Raw genomic sequence first — 19472 nt, 5'->3', positions numbered from 1 at the left:
TAGTTTAATTTTTCATTATTATTCTGTCTTCATAGAAACTTATACTGGTATTAATTTCTATGATTTAGTCTTCTTTACGTTTGTCTAATGCCACTCTAATTTCTAGTGAACGTTTTTCTGTTAAATCATAATTCCTCATAATATACATTGCTATAAGAGTGCCAAATACAGGAAACCCTGAAAAGAACAATCTTAAACCAATAAGGGTGCTTTCTGGTTGAATATTTACGGCAGAATCAAAACCAATAACAGATAAAATTGCTCCACTTAAACCACCTGCAATTCCAAATCCAAATTTAACCATCCACCAATAAATAGCTCCAAAAACACCTTCTCTACGTTTACCCGTATTTAATTCATCTAAATCTATTACATCTGCGGTCATAGACATCATTAATGTAAATAAACCTCCAATACCAAAAGAGAAGAAAGGCAAGGCAAAAAGAAACATATACGGCTTACCAGGTATAAATAAGAACCATAACATAATATACCCCAATACAGAAATTCCTTGAGACACCATAAATGCTTGTTTTTTACCTAATAATTTAGACATTTTAGCCACAATAGGAATTACTAAAAAAGTAGTTACCAAAGCCCCAATACTACCAAATAACGTTGGCCAAATTCCTGCGGCAGCAGCATCTCCTTTAAAAAGATAATAAACGATAATAAAAAAAGTAAAACTTGCTACCGTATTAAATGCATTAAAAACAAAAAATGTAGCAAAACATAATTTTTTAAAAGGTTTAGATCTAAACGCTTCTACAAAGTTATTTCCTATTTCTTTTAAACTTCCTCCAATATTTTTTAATGTTAAAGAAGCATAATTTTCATTAATGGTAGATTTGCTTTTGATGAAAATTGCTGGTACCATTGCACAAATTGCAAAAATAATTCCTACCCAAACAGCCAATTCTCTTACTGCAACATCCGCAGTTACATACCATTCTGGATCATACATAACAACCCAAAACCAAGGTGCAATAACCCAAGCCCATTGACCAATCCATTGTGCCACTGCCATGATGCTAGTTCTCTCATGAAAATCATCGCTCATTTCATAGCCCATAGCTACATAAGGCACACTAAAAATGGTTAAACCTAAATAAAAAGCAAATGACGTTAATAAGAAATACCAAAAGTTATAGTCAAGCGAGTTTTCTCTAAACAATTGCCACATAATGATAAAAGAAATCCCCATTATGATGGCTCCAATAAAAACATATTGTCTTCGTCTGCCCCATCGAGATTTTGTATTGTCTGAAATATAGCCCATAATAGGATCTGTAACAGCATCAAAAATTCTGGGAACTAAAGAAATAACACCCCACATCCAACCAGGAAAACCTAAATCTTTTACTAAAACGACTATAAATATACCAATTACAGCGGGAAACATTTGATTTGCAAGCATACCAACTCCAAAGGCTATTTTTTGACTCATTGGTACTTTAGAAGACGTTTTATAATTTGACATGGCGTTGATTTTATTTAGTTGCTATTATTACGGTCTGTAAAGCTTGAGCATCAATATTAATAAGTGTTTCTTTTTCTCCTAAAAGAATTTTAAAACTCTTCTTATTTTTTCCTTCATTAAAAACGACCACAGCAATAGAACCATCTGGGTTTTGTGCAGCAGTTACTTGTAATTCTTTATCTGTATTTTCTAAACCAATTACTTTTGCTTCTGGTCTTATATATTTACTAAAATGAGCCATTGTGTAATACAATGGTGTAAAATATACTTCATCTTTTTCTGGATCTACAATTACCGGAGCCACACACCAATTTTCAAACCAGTTAGGTCCTCCTTTTGTGTCTAAAACCATATTCCAGTCTACCCAACCATCTACCCAATTATTTAGGCAGCCAATAATATCTCTTGCATATCTGTTTACAGGCGCATATTTTGGGTGTAAATGTTTGTCTTTTTCTGGTGCCCAATCCCAACCCCAATCAGTTGCTTCTTTTTTCCAATACCAAGCGTCGTTATTCCATTCTGGAACCTGAGAATCTATACAACCTTCTGTTTCTATTAAGTATTTATTTGGAGCTTTGTTATGTGCATATTGTAACGCTTCCGGAAAAACTTCGTATGTACTTTCGTACCAGTGAATTGCGGTACCATCATAATATTTTGATGAACCTTCATCTTTAAACATTACATCTACCCATTCTTTTACGCCTCCTCTATTTTGGTCGTATCCTAAAATTTTAACATCTCCCTTTCCATCAGCTTCTAATTTTGGCCCTAAATGGTGTTGTACAAATTCCGTCATTTCTGTTGGAGTATAATGCATACTCTCCCAATTATTTCCATTTCCATGAGGCTCATTTTCTACCGTAAAACCCCAAATATCAATTCCTTCTGCTTGGTAAGCATCTACATATTTAGAAAAGAACAATGCCCATGTATCATAATATTTTGGCAATAATTTTCCGCCAACCCATTTTTTATTGTCTTTCATCCAAGGAGCAGCCGTCCAAGGAGATGCAAATATTTTAAATCCGTCTTTAGACGCTTTCATCGCATCTTTTATCATCGGAATTAAATCATCCATATCATCTTTAATGGTGAAATGCGCTAATTCCATATCTTCTGCTACCGGAGAATATGAGTATTGACTTATAGAAAAATCACAAGAATTCATGTGGGTTCTTGTTAGCGAATAGTTTGCGCCTTCTTCTGAGAAATACGCTTGTATAATGGTATCTCTATTTTTTTTGCTTAATTTATTTAATAAATACGCAGAAGACTCTGTAAAAGCACCTCCAAAACCAGTAATGGTTTGAAAGGTTTTATCAGGATTTAAGATAATTGTAGCTGCATTTTCAGCAGAAGTGAAATCAGTAATTTTGGTAAGTTTATTTCCTGCTTTCGAAGTTTCGTAAACAGCTACTTTTAAATGATTGTCTTCGGTTTTACAACTCATAGCAATCAGTAAAATACTGCAGATTAAAAATTTAATTGGTTTCATTATTTTATGGTATTTGTACAAGACCTCACAGGTTTTAAAAACCTGTGAGGTCTAAAAATTAATTCATCTATTATATTCTGTATTCGGAACTAAGACCTTTTTCATTAAAGCATCTATATTTCCTTTATAAGTTTTTGTTATTGATTTCCCATCTCTAGTTAATCCATTAAAAACGCCTTTATCTACTAAATTCCAAAGTGCATATTTAGCTTCTCCTTTAAAGTTGATCAAACCAAAGTGATTTTCTGATCCATCTGGGTTTTCTGCATCTTTCCATTGTTCGTCAAAAGCTTCAAAATAAAAGCACGAAATGCCTTCTTTATTGGTCCATTCTCTTAAGTGATTATAATACAAACCTTGCTTATACTCATCTGTAGCTCTAGAACCATTTGTACCATAATGTCCGCTAGAAATAGTTGCCCAACCAGTTTCGCCAATATGAACAGGTTTATGAACTCCCAAACTTTTCATATAATTTACAACACCACTATATTGTTTTTTAGCAAACATAAAAGCACGCAACATTGCATTATCTACCTTTTCTTTGTCCGATAAACTTTGTTCATTTTCAGGAACTTTCCAAAACTCCGGATTATAGTGAGAGTTATGATATGCATACGTATGCATAGAAATATAATCTACCGCTTTTATCAATTTTTCTAAATCTTCTATGTGATACATTGAATCACCTCCACCCCAAGAAGAAAAATCGTCTGAACTTGTTATCCAAACCTCTTTAGATAGTTTGCCGTTTTTCTTTAAACCTTGCAGGTGATTTACCCATTTTAAAATAACATTTGGTTGTACAAAATAACTGGCTGCCCATTTAACCATAGCTTCATTACCTACAGCAATTACCTTAACAATATCCGGGTATTTATTTGCCAATGCTACTGCTCTTGCTATTTCTCCTTCATTTTGATCACTTTCTACATTGTGATCTGGTTCTTTATCTGTCCAAGCATTTAAGCAATCTATCCAAGCGCCCAACATTACATACATTTCAAAATTTGCATCTTCTTTTTTAAGTTGATGAATGGCTTCTAAAACATTTGCTGCATGTGGTAATTTGGTTTGCACATTATAGGTTCTTAAAACCTTAATACCCATTGCTGAAAGTATTTTCAAATCTTCTTTTAACTCTAATACAGTAGGCTGATTTTCTCTTGAAATCTGCCTATAACCTCCATAAGAAATAGCTAAATAATCTGAATTTCCTAAAATATCTTCTGCCGTCATTTCAACTTTTTGTTCTTGTTTTTTCTTCTGTTTAGAGTTACAACTAACACCTAAAATCAACACAAAAAATGCAAGTGATATTTTAAAAATTGAGTTCATATTTTTAATGATTAAATATTAATTACACATAAAAATTTATAACCTAGAATCGATCTATTTTAAAGACCTATTTGTATATTAAGCTGTATTTAGGCAATTACATTTTGATGTTTTTTACTTACTTCGTAAATGAATCGTTTGAATAGCTTTGGGTGCAACTTGCGTTGTAAACGTCTTTGTATCTAATACAATCGATACTTCCTGAGCTTCTTCATTATTATTATAAACAACAACAGCCATGGAACCATCAGGATTCTTTGCCGCTGTATATATCAGTCCATCTACTGCTTTACCTTTTAAACCAATTCTGTGTGCATCCGGACGAATGAACTTACTAAAATGGCTCAATAAATAATAAAGAGGTGTATAAATTACTTCGTCAGTAACTGGATTAATTAGCACCGGCGCACTGTTAAAGTTATTGTAAGGATTTGGTTGTCCCCTATTACTCAGAATACTACACCACTCCACATATCCCTGAGTTCCGTGATTTAAATCTGTAATAATATCGTAAGCATACGTTTCAAAAGGCACAAAAGTACCCGCATAGTCCGTGCTTGCTCTCCAATATTGACCAATCGGAGCATTAGCATCAATATCTATGCTCGATTCAGAATGAATCATCCCTTTGTTTGGCCAATTTTTCTGTAACTCCGTTAATTCTTTCGCATACCAATTATTTTCTTTTAATTCTGAATTTGTATACCAATGAAAAGCAGTTCCCCAAGCATACTTAGATGCTTCAGGATCTTCATACGTTTTTGCTACATAGTCATTCATTGTAGACTTATTGTGATCGTAAATTAATACGTGTAATCCAGCATCCAAATCTTCAAGATTAAGATGACCATCTTTAACCAATTGAGGCCCTAAATGATCTCTCAAAAAGTCTCTCCCTTGTTCTGGCGTAAATCCATTACTATCCCATTGCGCATTATGTGCATGTAGTGGTTCATTCTGTGGTGTAAGTCCCCAAATAGTAATTCCTTTTTCTTTATAAGCACTTACATATTTTGATAAATATTCAGCCCAAAGACCATAATATTTAGGAAGTAAAGTTCCATTTGTCATTTTAGCAGTTTCCCCTGTTTTCATCCAAGATGGTGGACTCCAAGGCGAAGCAATAATTTTAAAATCTGCTCCAGAAATGCCAGAAGCCTCTAAAATCATAGGAATAAGATCATAACTTGGTTCTATAAGTTCAATACCACGCACTTGATCGTTTTCCTCACCAGTAAACCCTTTCATGTCTTCTTGAATACTGAAAGTTGAAAGATCTTCATCGCCTTCTTTAATATAAGTATAGTGAGTATTTGAATAATCACTACTATTAATGTGCGTTCTTGTAAGCGTAAATCCGGCGCCTTCTGTTGGGCTAAAAAGTTTTGCCAAAACCTTTTTACGAGAAGCTACTGGTATCGTAGCCAAATTCCATGCTGAAGATTCAGTAAACGAAGCACCAAAACCATAATACTTTTGATATTCTTTATCAGGTAAAAGCTGTAAGGTTACTTTCTTTACTACCGCAGCGGTTTTTTTAGCTTCATCACTTGATATTAATTTAAGATTGTCACCTGCCTGTGAAGTTTGATAAACATCTGACACATAATTATCATAAGCACTTTGCGGTGAGCAACTAACAAAAACTATAGATATAAACAAAAACCAGAACCCGCTAATGTTTAGAATACCAGGCTGCATATTCATTTTTTCATTATAATTTTTCATTTTCTTTTTAATATTAAATATGTTTATTCTTTTCAATAATATGATTATGCTTCACAACTAAAAGGTAAAAAAACCTTGTGTATGACTTGCATCATTTACTTTTTTACTGAAACTTCTATTTTATCTATTTCTCCTGTTCTTTCAAACATCATTTTAGAAATATTTTTATCAAGAATTAAATTTTCTGATGCTGTTACTTCTCCATTAGTAAAAAAGATTGTTACACTTTCTTCTTCTGTATTTTTATAAATAATAGGCACCTGACAATAAGTAAAACAAAGGCTTCCCTGAGATAAATCAATTAATTTTGCTTCTTTATTAATTGCAGTATATGTAAACGTTTTAGGCGATGTAACAAATTCACTTGCTCTTAAAAGTCTTGGATTAAAATTAATTTGTCCGTCTTTTACAAAAACACCTAATTCACCAATTCTACTTAAAACATCTTCTTTAACCTGACCAGTCATACCTGGTTGTTGCGCTCCTTTTCCTCCTGGAGTATGTGAATACGGATCTGTAGGAAAAGCACCATATAATTTAGGTGATTTATGCACACCTATTCCTGCCTGAATTTCATAATAATGATCTAATAACTGACCAATTACAGCTTCATCTTCCTTATTTTTTATCGCTAATAAACAATTCTCTTGCACCGCTAATAATAATTTAGAAACCATGTGCCAATAAATAGACCCTAAACCTTCATAACCAAAGAAAGTTCCAGAACGACCTGTAAATGCTTTGTGATTAAATACTTCTTCGAAAATAGCACCTAATAAATCTGCTTCTTTTTCAACTAAAGCGGTATATGTTTCTGGTAAATTATCAAACGTTGCTTTTAAACTATTTGCATTGTTAAAATTTGCATTGAAATGATATTTTCCTAAAACATCCTTATTTATAATTTGTGTATTGTTATCTGCTATAAGCTTAGTTAACAGCTTAGAATTTTCTACTGAAGCTTTAGGAACCACATTTTTCTCATCAAAACGCGCCAATTCTTTATTCGGATATAAAATATAACTGTATTGATCTTCTCTAAACAGTGCACTTGCTTTCATTCCGTCTAAAACCTTTAAAGCTTCTTTTGGTGATAAATAGCCAGCACTTAAAACAGCCACTTGCCCTTCTAACATTTCAGATAGGTAAGAAACAGATACTTCTGCATCATTTTCAATCGTCATTAAATTATAAGAATGATATAAATTATCTGAACGCTTGTTTGCTTTTATAGTATGCTCTAAGTATTGTTTTGTAATAGATAAAAATTCTAAAAGAGCTCTTTTAGATATCGTTGTTTTTTCACTAGAAAAACCAGCCGCGTAAATAGTACTTCTATATTTACTTGCTGCAAAGCCTAAACCGTCTAAAACTGTTTTTCTATTCTTATTTGAAACTTTACCTTCTAAAATATTTTTATTTTCTTTAAGCGTGGCAACTACTTCATTAAAAAAGATTGTTAATTCTAATGAAATCTCTACCTCTTCTGTAGAAGATTTTACAACCAAATTATCAAAGAAGTTTAAAAAACGATTTAGGTAATTAAGTGTTACCATAGAAACCCCATTACCAACCAAAGCATTGTTTGCATCATTCCATTCTGGTCTTTGGGTATTCATCCAAATTCCACCTTCAGGAATAAAATTAGACACTTTTGCTAAAACGGTTGCTAATAATTTTTCGATTAAATTTACTTTATAAATAAAGTAGTTTTCGTCTCTTAATAAAGCACCATCGGCACCTAATCTTTCTCTTCTTTTTTCTATATTATCTTGCTCTTCAAAATCAAAATCAATAGTATCTTTCGAATTTTTTAAAATGTCCTCATACTTCTTTATTCTATAAGGCACATTTGCGTACACAAAAACAGCTTCAGAAAAACGTTTTTCTAATTGATTTGGATAATGGTTTTCTATAAATTCTAAGAATTTTAATAAATAAATTATTTGATGATCTCCCCAATATCCAATATAAGACCAAGGATCATTTTCTTCGATAACCTCCCAATCAAAACCATCTTTTGTAACTCTATACGGATTGTAGCCATCAAAAGTAGTTGCATTCAAAAACTTATGAATCATGCTTTCTATAAACTCTGGATACGAATGCGCTAAAGTTTCCCAATTCTGGAAAATATCTCGCCAGTTCCCTTCATAATCTAAAATTTTAGAACCATCAATTTCACTTCTTGTATTGATAGAAAACTTGTTCCAAGGTCTACTCGGGTCTCCATGTCTTCTACTAAATTTTAATGGTAAATATTCAAAACAAAGTCTTTTAAAGTTTTTATCTTCATCTTTCTCTGCTATTTCAATAATGGTATTTAGTGTAAATAAATTTGGTAATGTATTTAAAAGAACTTCTTTTGTTTTAAAAACATCCTTATTTCCTTTAGAAATGTATTTAATAAAATCCTCTTTTTCAATTTTATAATCATCATCAAAAGTACCACCTCTCATTAAATTGAAAAGTGTATTTGCAAAATGTCTTGTGTTTACCAATGCGTCATTGGTTACTTGTAAACCATCTGCAGCGCCCGTTAAAGCAATTAAGTTTTTAGTACCTAATTCAATATCATCTTGAATAATTTGAGCTAAATTTTCATCATTTATAATTGCTTTAGAAATTCTTTGAACATCTCCAATCGTTTGGTTTACGTTGGCAACAAAACGCCATTCTTTGGTTTCATTTGGTGCTAAGACTACATCTGCACTGATAAAATAAGCACCTTTTTCTGCTTTTATATCTTCTTCTTGAAACAATTCTTTTCCTCTTCTAAAGTTATCTAACTGTAATGATGATAATAAATAAGTAGGGTTTTCAACACCTAAAGACCATACTGTATTTGCTTTTAAAGCTTCACTTGGTTCTGCTTTATCAACAATTATAGCACTTAAAGCATATATACCTAATCCGCTTTCTTTTTGTAATTCGCTCTTTTTATAAGCATCTACTAAATTACTTCTAGAGTTTTGTAAATCAGTTTCTACATCCGAAGGTAAAATATTTTGTAATCCGTCTAAAAATGTAACCGCTGTTTTTTCTGATGAATTATTAACTAAAGTAGATTTTTTTACAAATCCAAATTGATCAGAAGAACTCCATTGATAACGAAAAGTAAGTCCTAGATCTTCATTAATTTCTTCGAAAACAACTTTATTACCAAAACTGTTTTTGTACAAGTTTTGTTTTATTTGATATAACCCAATTTGACGTTGAGAAAAAGGTTCCCAAACATAAGTTTTTTCATTTTTAGTAACTTGAAAAATAGATTTACTCCCTGTTATATCTGCAGACTCTGTAATTTTATCATCTGTATAATAAGGAAAAAGTGAATACTCACTATTTTTTCTACCTGCAGATAAACCTCCATTACTAGAAATGAACATCCAATGATTAGAGTCTGAAACAATGCTCATAAAAAAAGGTCTCATTTCATTGCTATTCGAAATTTTATAATACACTTCATTTTCGAAGTTGATCATTTCTCCTTTTACTTCCTGTGTTTGAAAATCTGCCTTATTTTCTCCTAAAAAAATAGTCTTTTTTGTCATCAAAATTATTCTTTTAACCTCTTGTTATTTATTTAAAGAAGTTGTTATTTATATTTAATTTTATTTTCCAAAGTCTTTTTATCGACCTCATCTGTTTTAGAAATAGTTACCTTTAAGTTTATGAAAACCTTGCAGGAACTTTTAAAACCTTATTCAAATTTTATTTCACCAAAATGTTTTGAAATTAAATCTGTTGTTATCCCTTTTGCATACGGATTTAATTGGTGTACTTTCTGCAAAGCAAAATAAGCTGCCCTTGGTGTTAAAGAGTAAAACCCTTCTTTATCAGTTGGTCCTTTTGCACAGATACCAAACCATTCTTCATTCATATTATTAGCTCCTTCTACAAAATCTATTGCATAACCACCATTTGCCCAAGAAGCATGATTGTCATGAATATTTAATCCTTTAGTCTGTCCGTATTTCCACCAGCCATCACTAAATTGAAAAGTAAAACCTCCAATAGAATTCCCTGCTTTTCCCAAGCCGGAAACATTTTCATAAATCTCTTTCCAATTTTCTACCATATAATAGGCTTGCATTTCTTGATCTTCTTTTTGTTGTATAGTGTTAAAAGCATCTGCGCCAAACTCTGTAAAAAGTATTGGCATATTCAATATTTTATTCACTCTTTCAAAAGCGTTTCCAAAAGATTTTCCTCGATACATATTTGTTCCATAAATATCTACGTCTTTACATTCTTCTGCGATAATATCTATATATAAATCGTCTCCATTACAAATAGCAACTGGGTTATTTACAGCTATCTTTTTCATTTTAATAGCCGCATCATTCATTAATCGATACATTGCTCTTCCCCTTAACTCTCCTATTTCTTTCTTTTCGGTTTCTCCTTCAGGAAAATCTTCTGTTTCTGATCCTGCCCAAAAAAGACCATAGTTGTTTTCGTTTCCTAAAAGAAATAGTAATAATCCTGGAGTGTTTTTATAGGTTTCTGCCATTTCACCAACTTCTGTTAGCAAACTTTGTTGTGCATCCACATTTCTGTAATCTGTTACTGGTTCCCAAGTACCACTTATTGAAACGCCGTATCTACCAAAAGAATGGTTTAACATGGTGTAAATACCATACTTTTCATAGATATACGTAATCCATTTTGGCTGAATCCCTGTGTAGACACGAATTGTATTAACACCCATATTTTTTAGCATAGTCATTTCTGCTTCTAATGCCGTTTTTATAAACGCATCTGGTTGCTTCCATAAACTATATGTATAATTTGTACCAATCGGAAAATAATCCCAATTCATTCCATTAATTATAAAATCTTCTCCATTTACAATTAATTTCATTCCTTGTTCATTCTTTAAAACAAATACTTTATCCGTCTTTTTAGAACAAGAATTTAAAGTAAAAACAAGCAAAATAATTGGCAAGAAAATGTATTTCATAAATATCAATTTAGATGTGTAAAATTTTAATTTAGTATTATAATAGAAGGAAGAAAAAATAAGGTCAGCCATAAAAAACTGACCTTATTAAAATAAACCAAAAATATTATTGATACACTTTTACATAATCTATCTCCATAGTATCTTCTGTAAATGTTGCATCTACATTTCCACCTAGAGAACCTCCCATTGCTACATTAAGAATTAAAAAGAAATCTGCATTAAAAGGTAAATCTGCGTTGTTAGCTAATTCATAAAAAGGAACGTCATCTACATATATTTTCACTGTCTCTGCCGACCATTCTAAGGTATATAAGTGAAATTCTGAAGAAGCATTAGAAACTGAAGTAGTTTCACCATAACTTGCATTCGAAGAACTAGCATCATCAAACCAATGCAAAGTTCCTAAAGAAGTATTTTTATCGGTTCCTTTTTGTTCCATAATGTCCATTTCTCCACATAATGGCCAACCTACCGTTGGAAAGTTAGAACCCAACATCCAAATTGCTGGCCAAGTACCTGCTGCCGCTGGCAACTTTGCTTTTACTTCTACTCTACCATATTTGAATTTATACAACCCTTGAGATTTTAATCTGGCAGAAGTATATCCACCACTACCATCAGCTTTTGCTGTAATAATTAAAGAACCACCTTCTACTTTTGCATTTTCTGCTGTATCAGTATAAGTTTGTAATTCTCCATTACCCCAACCACCTGCACCTAAATCATAGGTCCAGTTTGCAGCATCAGGAGCTCCATCTGTGTTAAAATCATCTTCCCATACTAGATTATTGTAAGTATAATCAGGAGCACTTGCTCCTTCTACAGGCTTAGTTGATGTAAATTTATGATACCAAGCAGCACCACTTCCTGAAGCAGCATTTTCTATAATTCTAACAATCATCTCATCATTAGTAATCGAAATAATATCATACGTGCTAGCACCTACATACCATCCCATAAAACCTCCATCTGAGATTTCGAATTCTGTACCTCTATAAGGTACGTTGTTATAAGATCCTTCTATACCTGCTTTAGATGTTGATGGTCCGAAAGCAACTGTTTTCACACCAAACATTGTCGTTGCTACCGTTTCATCATAACATTGATCTCCATCTACACCTATTAAATCTCCATAAGTACCAGGTATAAAAGCTGGTCCAACAGTTTGCTCAAAAGTCAGTCCGTTTGCAGTTCTTGTAAACACAAACTCATTATCATACATACAAGATTTTTCATCATCCCAAGCCTTAATTCCATTCCACCAAGCCTCATATGCAAACTCTCCATTCCCATAGTCATCTGTAGCTGGTCCCATACCTACATGTACAGCAACATCTGCTTGCCAATACCATTTTTTACTATCACCTACATTTGCACCACTTAAAAAGTTTTCTGCCTCCACATCAGAAAAAGAACTATAAACTTCTACATCTATTGTTTTTGTTGATGAAACACCACCTGTACCATTTGCTTTTACAACAACGGTATATAGATTTACACCTACTTTAGAAAACCTTTTTGTTAAGATCCCTGAAGGTGAAGCTTGTGCAACTCCATCAAAATAATATACAAAAGATGAAGCATTGGCAGCTGTTGCAATTAAATTTACAGAACCACTTCCGTCTCCATAAGGATTGTCTGCATCTGCACCTACAACTTCTGCTGTAATTACAATATCTGTTGGAGAAACAATTTCTCCGAATTCGTGCTCATTCTCTTGACAGCCGTAAAAAACTGTCATTAAAGAAAATAAGATTATATAAATATTTTTAAGTTTTTTCATAATCATTATTTTAAAATTGTGATATATCGTCTATATAAATAGTATAATTAGCAGAACCATCTCCTTCTGTACCATTATCCATTATTAAAACCAGGTTTGTAAAGTCTACAGAAGTACTTATTCCAGAAAAATCAAACGTTAACTCCTCCCAAGCATTCGCTGTGGTTGTAGTTGCTGTAATTTCTGCTGAGGCAACAGTATTTGGCCACGGAGTAGCATCTTCAAATTTTAATAATACATCTAAACCTGCTCTTGGAGACCAAACTTTAACTTTAACACTTGTTCCGCCAGTAAAACTAAATGGTGTAGGAACTGTAATTTTAGATCCTGCCCAAAGTTGACCTGCATTTTTTACAAGTTGAGCAACCATTGCAGATGCGTTTCCGTTTGTGTCTGGATTTGCAATTACAGAAATTGCACCACCATCAAAAGAACTTAATATAAACTCTGGTTCGAAATCTAAAACAGGACTTGTAGAAATATCATCTACATAAATAGTAAAATCAGATGACCCATCTCCTTCCGTACCGTTGTCCATTATTAAAACTAGATTATTAAAATCTACACTAGTACTTATTCCAGAAAAATCAAACGTTAACTCTTCCCAAGCATTCGCTACCGTTGTAGTAGCTGTAATTTCTGCTGAAGACACAGTATTAGGCCATGGAGTAGCATCTTCAAATTTTAACAATAAATCTAAACCTGCTCTTGGAGACCAAACTTTAGCAGTAATTGTTGTATTAGAAACATCAAATGTTGACGAAATTGTAATTTTAGATCCTGCCCAAAGCTGACCTGCATTTTTTACAAGTTCTAAAACTGAAGAAGATGAATTTCCATTTGTATCTGGATTTGCAATAACGGAAGCAGATCCACCATCAAAAGAACTTAATTCATAATCTGTTTCAAAAGTTAATGGAGTTACACCAGCAACTGGCGCTGAACTCGCTTTGTAAAAATAAAGATTGTCTATAAAAACAGACCCAGAACCTTCAAACTTGAATTGGTGAATATCATCTACTGATAAACCTTGCTCTGTAAATGCTGAAATAGGAATGTTAATCGTTGTCCAAGCATCTTTTGTTAATGCTGTTTTTATCATTTTCTCTCCGCTTGCAACACTAATTAAATACGTATCTAATTCTGTAGCATCTGCAGTCCAAACATCTAAATGAAGAAACTCCATACCAGAAATATCTTGTGTTTCACCAATTTGAATTCCTTGATAGTTTAAATTACTATACTGAATCATTGCATCACCATTTAACTCAAAAGGAGTATAAACAGTTGTTTGGCTCCAATTCGGGTTAAAATCTGTACCTGCAACATCTGTATAGGCATCACTAAAAATAGAAATAACATCTGCAGCGTCTCTTGCTGGTTGTGTATTTGCTGATTTTAAAGGTGCTAAAATAGCAGTAACTTCAAACTCACCGTTATATTCTGTTGTTTCAATTGCACCACCTTTAGCTATTACTTTTACAGTATACGTACCTGCTGTAGCGTATTGATAATTTATGACATCTCCAATATTAGCTGATGCTGCTGGTTGTGCTACATCTGCTTCTCCTGAATAAAAATCGTAAGTAGCTGCAAAATCTGCTTTCGCAGTAATATTTAATTGTTTAGAGATTGCAATATCATTTTCTATAGTAACTTCTAAATTTTCTGGAGCTTTAAAAGAAACTACTAATTCTTGTGTTGCTTCTGTTGCGTCTCCTTTAGTATTATAAGCTACCACTTTAACATTATACGTTCCTTCCGCATATGTATGTTGAGCCATTTTACCAGCTTCAACACCTTTTTCTTCAGCAGATGCATCTCCAAAATAAACATCAAAAAAGGTTGCCCCAACCGCAGTTGGTAAAATAGTAACCAAACCAGAATTATCTTGCGATAAATTATAACTAGCAGCAACATTAGATGGAGGTGCTACATTATCTAAGAAGTCTAAACTTCTATCTTCTTCTGAACAAGCATTAATAATCAAAAGTATTACTAATGCTTTGTATATTATTTTTAATTTCTTCATAATTATTAGTATTTATCGTTTTGTTTCCAATTTCCTTGTGAAAATTGTATTTCTTCAATCGGAATTGGAAAAACCTCATTTTTACCCGTTGTAAAACCTGGTATTTGAGCCCCTCTACCTGTTCTTACCAAGTCGAAAAATTGATGACCTTCTCCTACTAATTCTACTCTACGCTCTTTATAAATTGCAGCTGTTAAGTTAGAACCAGTTGTAACAATATTATGATCTGCATCACCAAAAGCTCTTTCTCTCACTCTATTTAAATACGTTTTAGCTTTAGCATCATCTGCTGATGGTTTTCTATTATTAGCTTCTGCTGCCATTAATAAAACATCTGCAAAACGAATAGCTCTATAATTATTAGGGTTTGTTAAGTTTAAGTCTCCTGCTGCTTCTTCACTTCTTTTTCTAGGAAGATATTTTCTATTAAAATAACCTGTATGCTCATAACCTGTAGTAAATTTTGCACCTGTTGAAGCTGCCCATGCATCAATATCTAAAATAGCAACCTCTTTTCTGTTATCTCCATCTTCAAATTGATCCACCACTTCTTGAGTTGGCACATTAAAGCTAAATCCTGAAGTAAATAAACTCCCTTCATATCCTCTTACACCCTGATAACCAACGGCAACATTACCTTCACTACACTGTAAACAATCGAAACTTGCACCTTGTGTATCTGTATATTGCACTTCAAAAACAGCGCCTGTACCGTTTTCTCCGTCAAATTCAAAAATTTTGTTGTAGTCAGACTCTAATACGTATCCTCCGTTATTAATTACACTTTCTAAAACACTTGCAGCTTCATCAAATTTATCTTGATATAAATAAACTTTTCCTAATAATGCTTGTGCTGAACCTTTTGTTGCTCTACCAACTTGAGGCGCTGTATACGTCATGTTTGCAATTGCATATTCTAAGTCTGCTTCAATTAAAGCATATACATCTGCTTTTGGCGATCTTGGTATTGTTTTTTCATCACCCAAAACAAAACGACCGTCTGCTTTAATAGGAATATCTCCAAACCATTTTACCAATTCAAAATTATAATACGCTCTTAAGAAATAAGCTTCCGCAAGAATTACATTTTTACCCGTAAAGTCGGTTTTATCTTTAAACTCAATAATATAAGCAGCTCTATTAACACCACCGTACATAAGACTCCAAAGGTCTTGAAGTTGATCGTTAACAGGAGTATGCGTCATATCATCTATTTGCTGATATCCAGGAACATCTGTAGCTGTTTCTCCACCACACAAAGTATTGTTAGAAGCTATTTCTCCCATTAATACATTTCTAAATGTAGATTGTAAAGGATCATAAGCTGCTACCAAAGCATTATAATAATCAGTTTCTGAATTGAAAAAAGATTCAGAATCTTCTGCATAAACTTTTGAATTATCTAAATATTCATCTGAACAAGCACTAAAAAGAAATAAGCTTGCCATAAAGATGAATCCTAATTTTATTATTTGATTGTAATTTCTCATCTTTTATTTTTTAAAATTCAACATTTAAACCTAACAAAAACTGTCTAGCAGAAGGATAGTTACCAGAATCGATACCAGCACCTATTGCTCCGTCATTAATAGAAGGATCGTAACCGGTGTAGTCTGTTAGCGTAAATAAGTTATTGATAGAAGTATATAATCTTAATTTAGACAGCCCTACTTTTTCTAATAAATCTGGCGCAAAAGTGTATCCTATTTGTATATTTTGCATACGTAAAAAAGAAGCATCTTCTACAAAGAAATCTGAAAACAGTCTGTTGTTTGTAGCATCGTTAGTTAACCTTGGTACGGAGTTGCTTGTACCTGCACCTGTCCATCTATCTAAGTAATAAGCCGGCTTATTTACATTTGGTAAAAAACGTTCAAAATTTCTAACCATGTCTTTTCCTAGCTCTGCATATAAATAAGAAGTAAAATCCCAATTTTTATATTTTGCAGAAATATTGAATCCCATATAGAAATCTGCTTGCGGATTACCAATGTTCACACGGTCATCAAAGTCTATAACACCATCGTTATTTGTATCTTTATATCTGATATCTCCAGGAGAAGTAACACTTGCTCCTAGCCCTGTTTGCGAAGGATGTGCATCTACTTCTGCTTGTGTTTGGAAAATTCCGTCTGTTTGTAAGCCAAAGAAATAACCAATTGGTTGTCCTACTTCCATTCTTGATATAGGAAGGTTACCGATTCCAAAATCACCTCCTTCTACAATAGCGTCGTCTAAAACGTCTGTTACTTTATTTTTTACATAGGTAACATTGTATCCAAAATTTAAAGAAAAATCTTCTTTAGAAATGGCTTTGTAGTTAATTGCCAATTCTCCACCTGTATTTTTAGAAGTACCTGCGTTTACTGTTGGGTTTTCCCCTCCTGCTGCGCCAGAACCTAATAAACCAGAAACTGGAAAGTTTTCAATTAATAAATCTTTTCTTGTTTCTTCAAAATAATCTGCAACAATTGTCAATTTATCATCAAATAGATTCATATCTAAACCAATATCTAATTTCTCTGCGGTTTCCCAAGTTGCTGAAGGATTAGACAAAGCACCTTGTGCAGTACCATCTACTAAACTTCCGTTAAACACATACTCACCTTCACCATCTAATAAAGATCTGTATAAGTTATCCCCAACTAAGTTTCCTAAAGTACCGTAACTTGCTCTTAATTTTAAAAAGTTAATTGTTTTGCTATCTTTTAAGAAGTTTTCATCAGAAATTTTCCAACCTGTAGTTACAGACCAAAAATTATCTACTCTTTGATCTTCTGCAAAAACAGAAGCACCGTCTCTTCTAATTAATCCAGAAAATAAATATTTCCCTTTATAATCATACTGGGCTCTACCAAAAAAAGAGGTTAACCTAATATCTCCATTCCCTGTATTTAAACTTCTTTGTTCACTTTGCGAATTTGTTAAACTAATGTCTGCAAATTCATAAGAATTATTTGGTACATCAAAACCAGTAGTATAAATACCATCAAACAAATCATTCTGTACACTTGTACCTAACGTAAAGGTAGTATTGTGGTTTTCTGAAAATGTTTTTTGATAAGTGGCAAATGTTTCCCAAAGAACTCTTGTTGAAGTTGTTTTATATTGATATACAGAACTTTGAGTTTTATTATACACTTTACTAGCTCCGTAATTTTGAATTGGAGTAAAAGAACGTTGTTTTTCGTTATAAATTTTATAACCAACACGAGATACTACATTTAAACCTTCAATTGGTTTATATTCTAACTTAAAGTTCCCTTCAAGCCCATTACCATTAGTTTCTCCATAAGTGTTTTCTAATAAAGTTAAAGGGTTTACAACTTCAATCCCTAAAAAATTATTGGTATCATCTTCATTTAAACCATAACTTGGAGCATAATTTAAACCATTAAATAAAAGTGAACTTGTAAATCCTTCTGAAGCACTTGTAAAATAGTTAGCTATTACAGAAAAATTAAGTTTTTCACTAATATCAACACCTATATTTAATTTAATATTATTTCTAATAAAATTAGATTTTTCTTTGGCAATAATACCATCTTGTTCTGTACGAGATGCACTTACAAAATATCTATAATCTTCTCCACCTCCCGATAAACTAATATTATGATTTATTAACATTGCATCATTAAAAAGTTCATCTTGCCAATTAGTTCCAGTACCTAATTCACTCACATTACTAAAAGGTGTTGTTTGTCCACTTGCTGCATATGCTTCATTTAAAACCAAAGCGTATTCAGTGGCATTTAAATAATCTAACTTTTTAGTAGTTTGTTGAAAAGCAGCATAAGTATCATATTTTACCGTTGCTTGTTTATTTTTCTTACCAATTTTAGTAGTTACCAAAACAACACCGTTTGCTCCTTTTATACCATAAATAGCTGCCTGCGCATCTTTTAATACGGTTATAGATTCAATATCGTTTGGGTTGATACTATTTAAATCACCTTCATAGCCATCTACAATTGTTAATGGTTGATTGTTGGTGTTAGAACTAACCCCTCTAATTAAAATATTAACTTTTGCACCAGGTGCTCCAGAAGAAAGGTTTACAGCTACACCAGAAGTTGTACCTTGTAATGCACTTGTAGCATCAATAGGTTTTAAAGCTTCTAAAGTTTTTTCACCTACAATAGATACAGAACCGGTAACATCCTTTCTCTTTTGTTTACCATAACCAACCACAACAATCTCATCTAAAGACTCTGCTAATTCTTCTAAACCTACATTTATAGTTTGTTGATTAACGGTTACTTCTTTTGGGCCATATCCCAAATAATTAAAGATAAGAGTTGTTCCTTTTTTTACTTTAGAAAGACTATAAAGTCCATCAAAATCAGTTTGAATACCAACAGTTGTTCCTTTAATTAATATACTTACTCCCGGCAATGGATCACCCGTTTTAGCATCTTTAACAACCCCTTTTACATTAATAGTTTGTGCAGTTGCACAAAAACCTACTAGTAGAAGGAGTAATAATGTGATTTTTTTTCTCATGAATTCAGCTATTTATTATTTGACAATAAAATTATTGTTAATTATTAGCTAATTCACAAAATTAACCACTACAAAAAACATACATCGTAAAAAAAAGTTTATAAAAGCAGCATATTACCAATAAAGACAAGGGATTAC

The 19472-nt window shown here is 32.5% G+C and carries 10 protein-coding genes; all 10 read right to left on the bottom strand.

Features of this window, described 5'->3' with window-relative positions; all coding sequences use genetic code 11:
• Window positions 1–64 precede the first annotated feature (64 nt).
• The 10 genes from MPF19_RS04290 to MPF19_RS04245 all read right to left on the bottom strand — a co-directional run bounded on the left by MPF19_RS04290 (window position 65) and on the right by MPF19_RS04245 (window position 19334).
• Complete coding sequence (locus MPF19_RS04290) at window positions 65–1480, bottom strand: MFS transporter (protein WP_249986932.1); 1416 nt, start codon at window positions 1478–1480, stop codon at window positions 65–67.
• 10 nt (window positions 1481–1490) lie between these two features.
• A complete protein-coding gene (locus tag MPF19_RS04285) occupies window positions 1491–2981 on the bottom strand; it encodes a glycoside hydrolase family 30 protein (protein ID WP_249986931.1) in 1491 nt (496 codons plus the stop codon).
• A 63-nt stretch (window positions 2982–3044) separates the two neighbouring features.
• Window positions 3045–4319, bottom strand: a complete 1275-nt coding sequence (locus MPF19_RS04280) for a glycoside hydrolase family 17 protein (protein WP_249986930.1) — start codon at window positions 4317–4319, stop codon at window positions 3045–3047.
• Between the two features lie 114 nt (window positions 4320–4433).
• Entirely contained in the window at window positions 4434–6047 is a 1614-nt protein-coding gene (locus MPF19_RS04275; RefSeq protein ID WP_249986929.1) for a glycoside hydrolase family 30 protein, read from the bottom strand.
• 95 nt (window positions 6048–6142) lie between these two features.
• Window positions 6143–9601 carry a 1,3-beta-D-glucan phosphorylase, GH149 family gene (locus tag MPF19_RS04270; RefSeq protein ID WP_249986928.1) on the bottom strand — a complete coding sequence of 1153 codons (3459 nt, stop codon included), beginning with the start codon at window positions 9599–9601 and terminating at the stop codon, window positions 6143–6145.
• 149 nt (window positions 9602–9750) lie between these two features.
• Window positions 9751–11013 (bottom strand): glycoside hydrolase family 2 protein, encoded by a 1263-nt coding sequence (locus MPF19_RS04265; protein ID WP_249986927.1) that lies wholly within the window; start codon window positions 11011–11013, stop codon window positions 9751–9753.
• 106 nt (window positions 11014–11119) lie between these two features.
• The gene (locus MPF19_RS04260; protein ID WP_249986926.1) at window positions 11120–12799 is read right to left on the bottom strand and encodes a family 16 glycosylhydrolase; all 1680 of its coding nucleotides are present in this window, start codon (window positions 12797–12799) and stop codon (window positions 11120–11122) included.
• Between the two features lie 10 nt (window positions 12800–12809).
• A complete protein-coding gene (locus MPF19_RS04255) occupies window positions 12810–14831 on the bottom strand; it encodes a PKD domain protein (RefSeq protein WP_249986925.1) in 2022 nt (673 codons plus the stop codon).
• 5 nt (window positions 14832–14836) lie between these two features.
• On the bottom strand, window positions 14837–16321 hold the full coding sequence (locus MPF19_RS04250) for a RagB/SusD family nutrient uptake outer membrane protein (protein ID WP_249986924.1): 1485 nt from the start codon (window positions 16319–16321) through the stop codon (window positions 14837–14839).
• Window positions 16322–16331: 10 nt separating this feature from the next.
• The gene (locus MPF19_RS04245; RefSeq protein ID WP_249986923.1) at window positions 16332–19334 is read right to left on the bottom strand and encodes a SusC/RagA family TonB-linked outer membrane protein; all 3003 of its coding nucleotides are present in this window, start codon (window positions 19332–19334) and stop codon (window positions 16332–16334) included.
• Window positions 19335–19472: the final 138 nt, after the last annotated feature.

Source organism: Polaribacter sp. Z014, from assembly GCF_023555435.1.
Classification (GTDB): domain Bacteria; phylum Bacteroidota; class Bacteroidia; order Flavobacteriales; family Flavobacteriaceae; genus Polaribacter.
The sequence above is the reverse complement of the archived record's forward strand: the minus strand, read 5'-3'. Positions and strand labels throughout refer to the sequence as shown.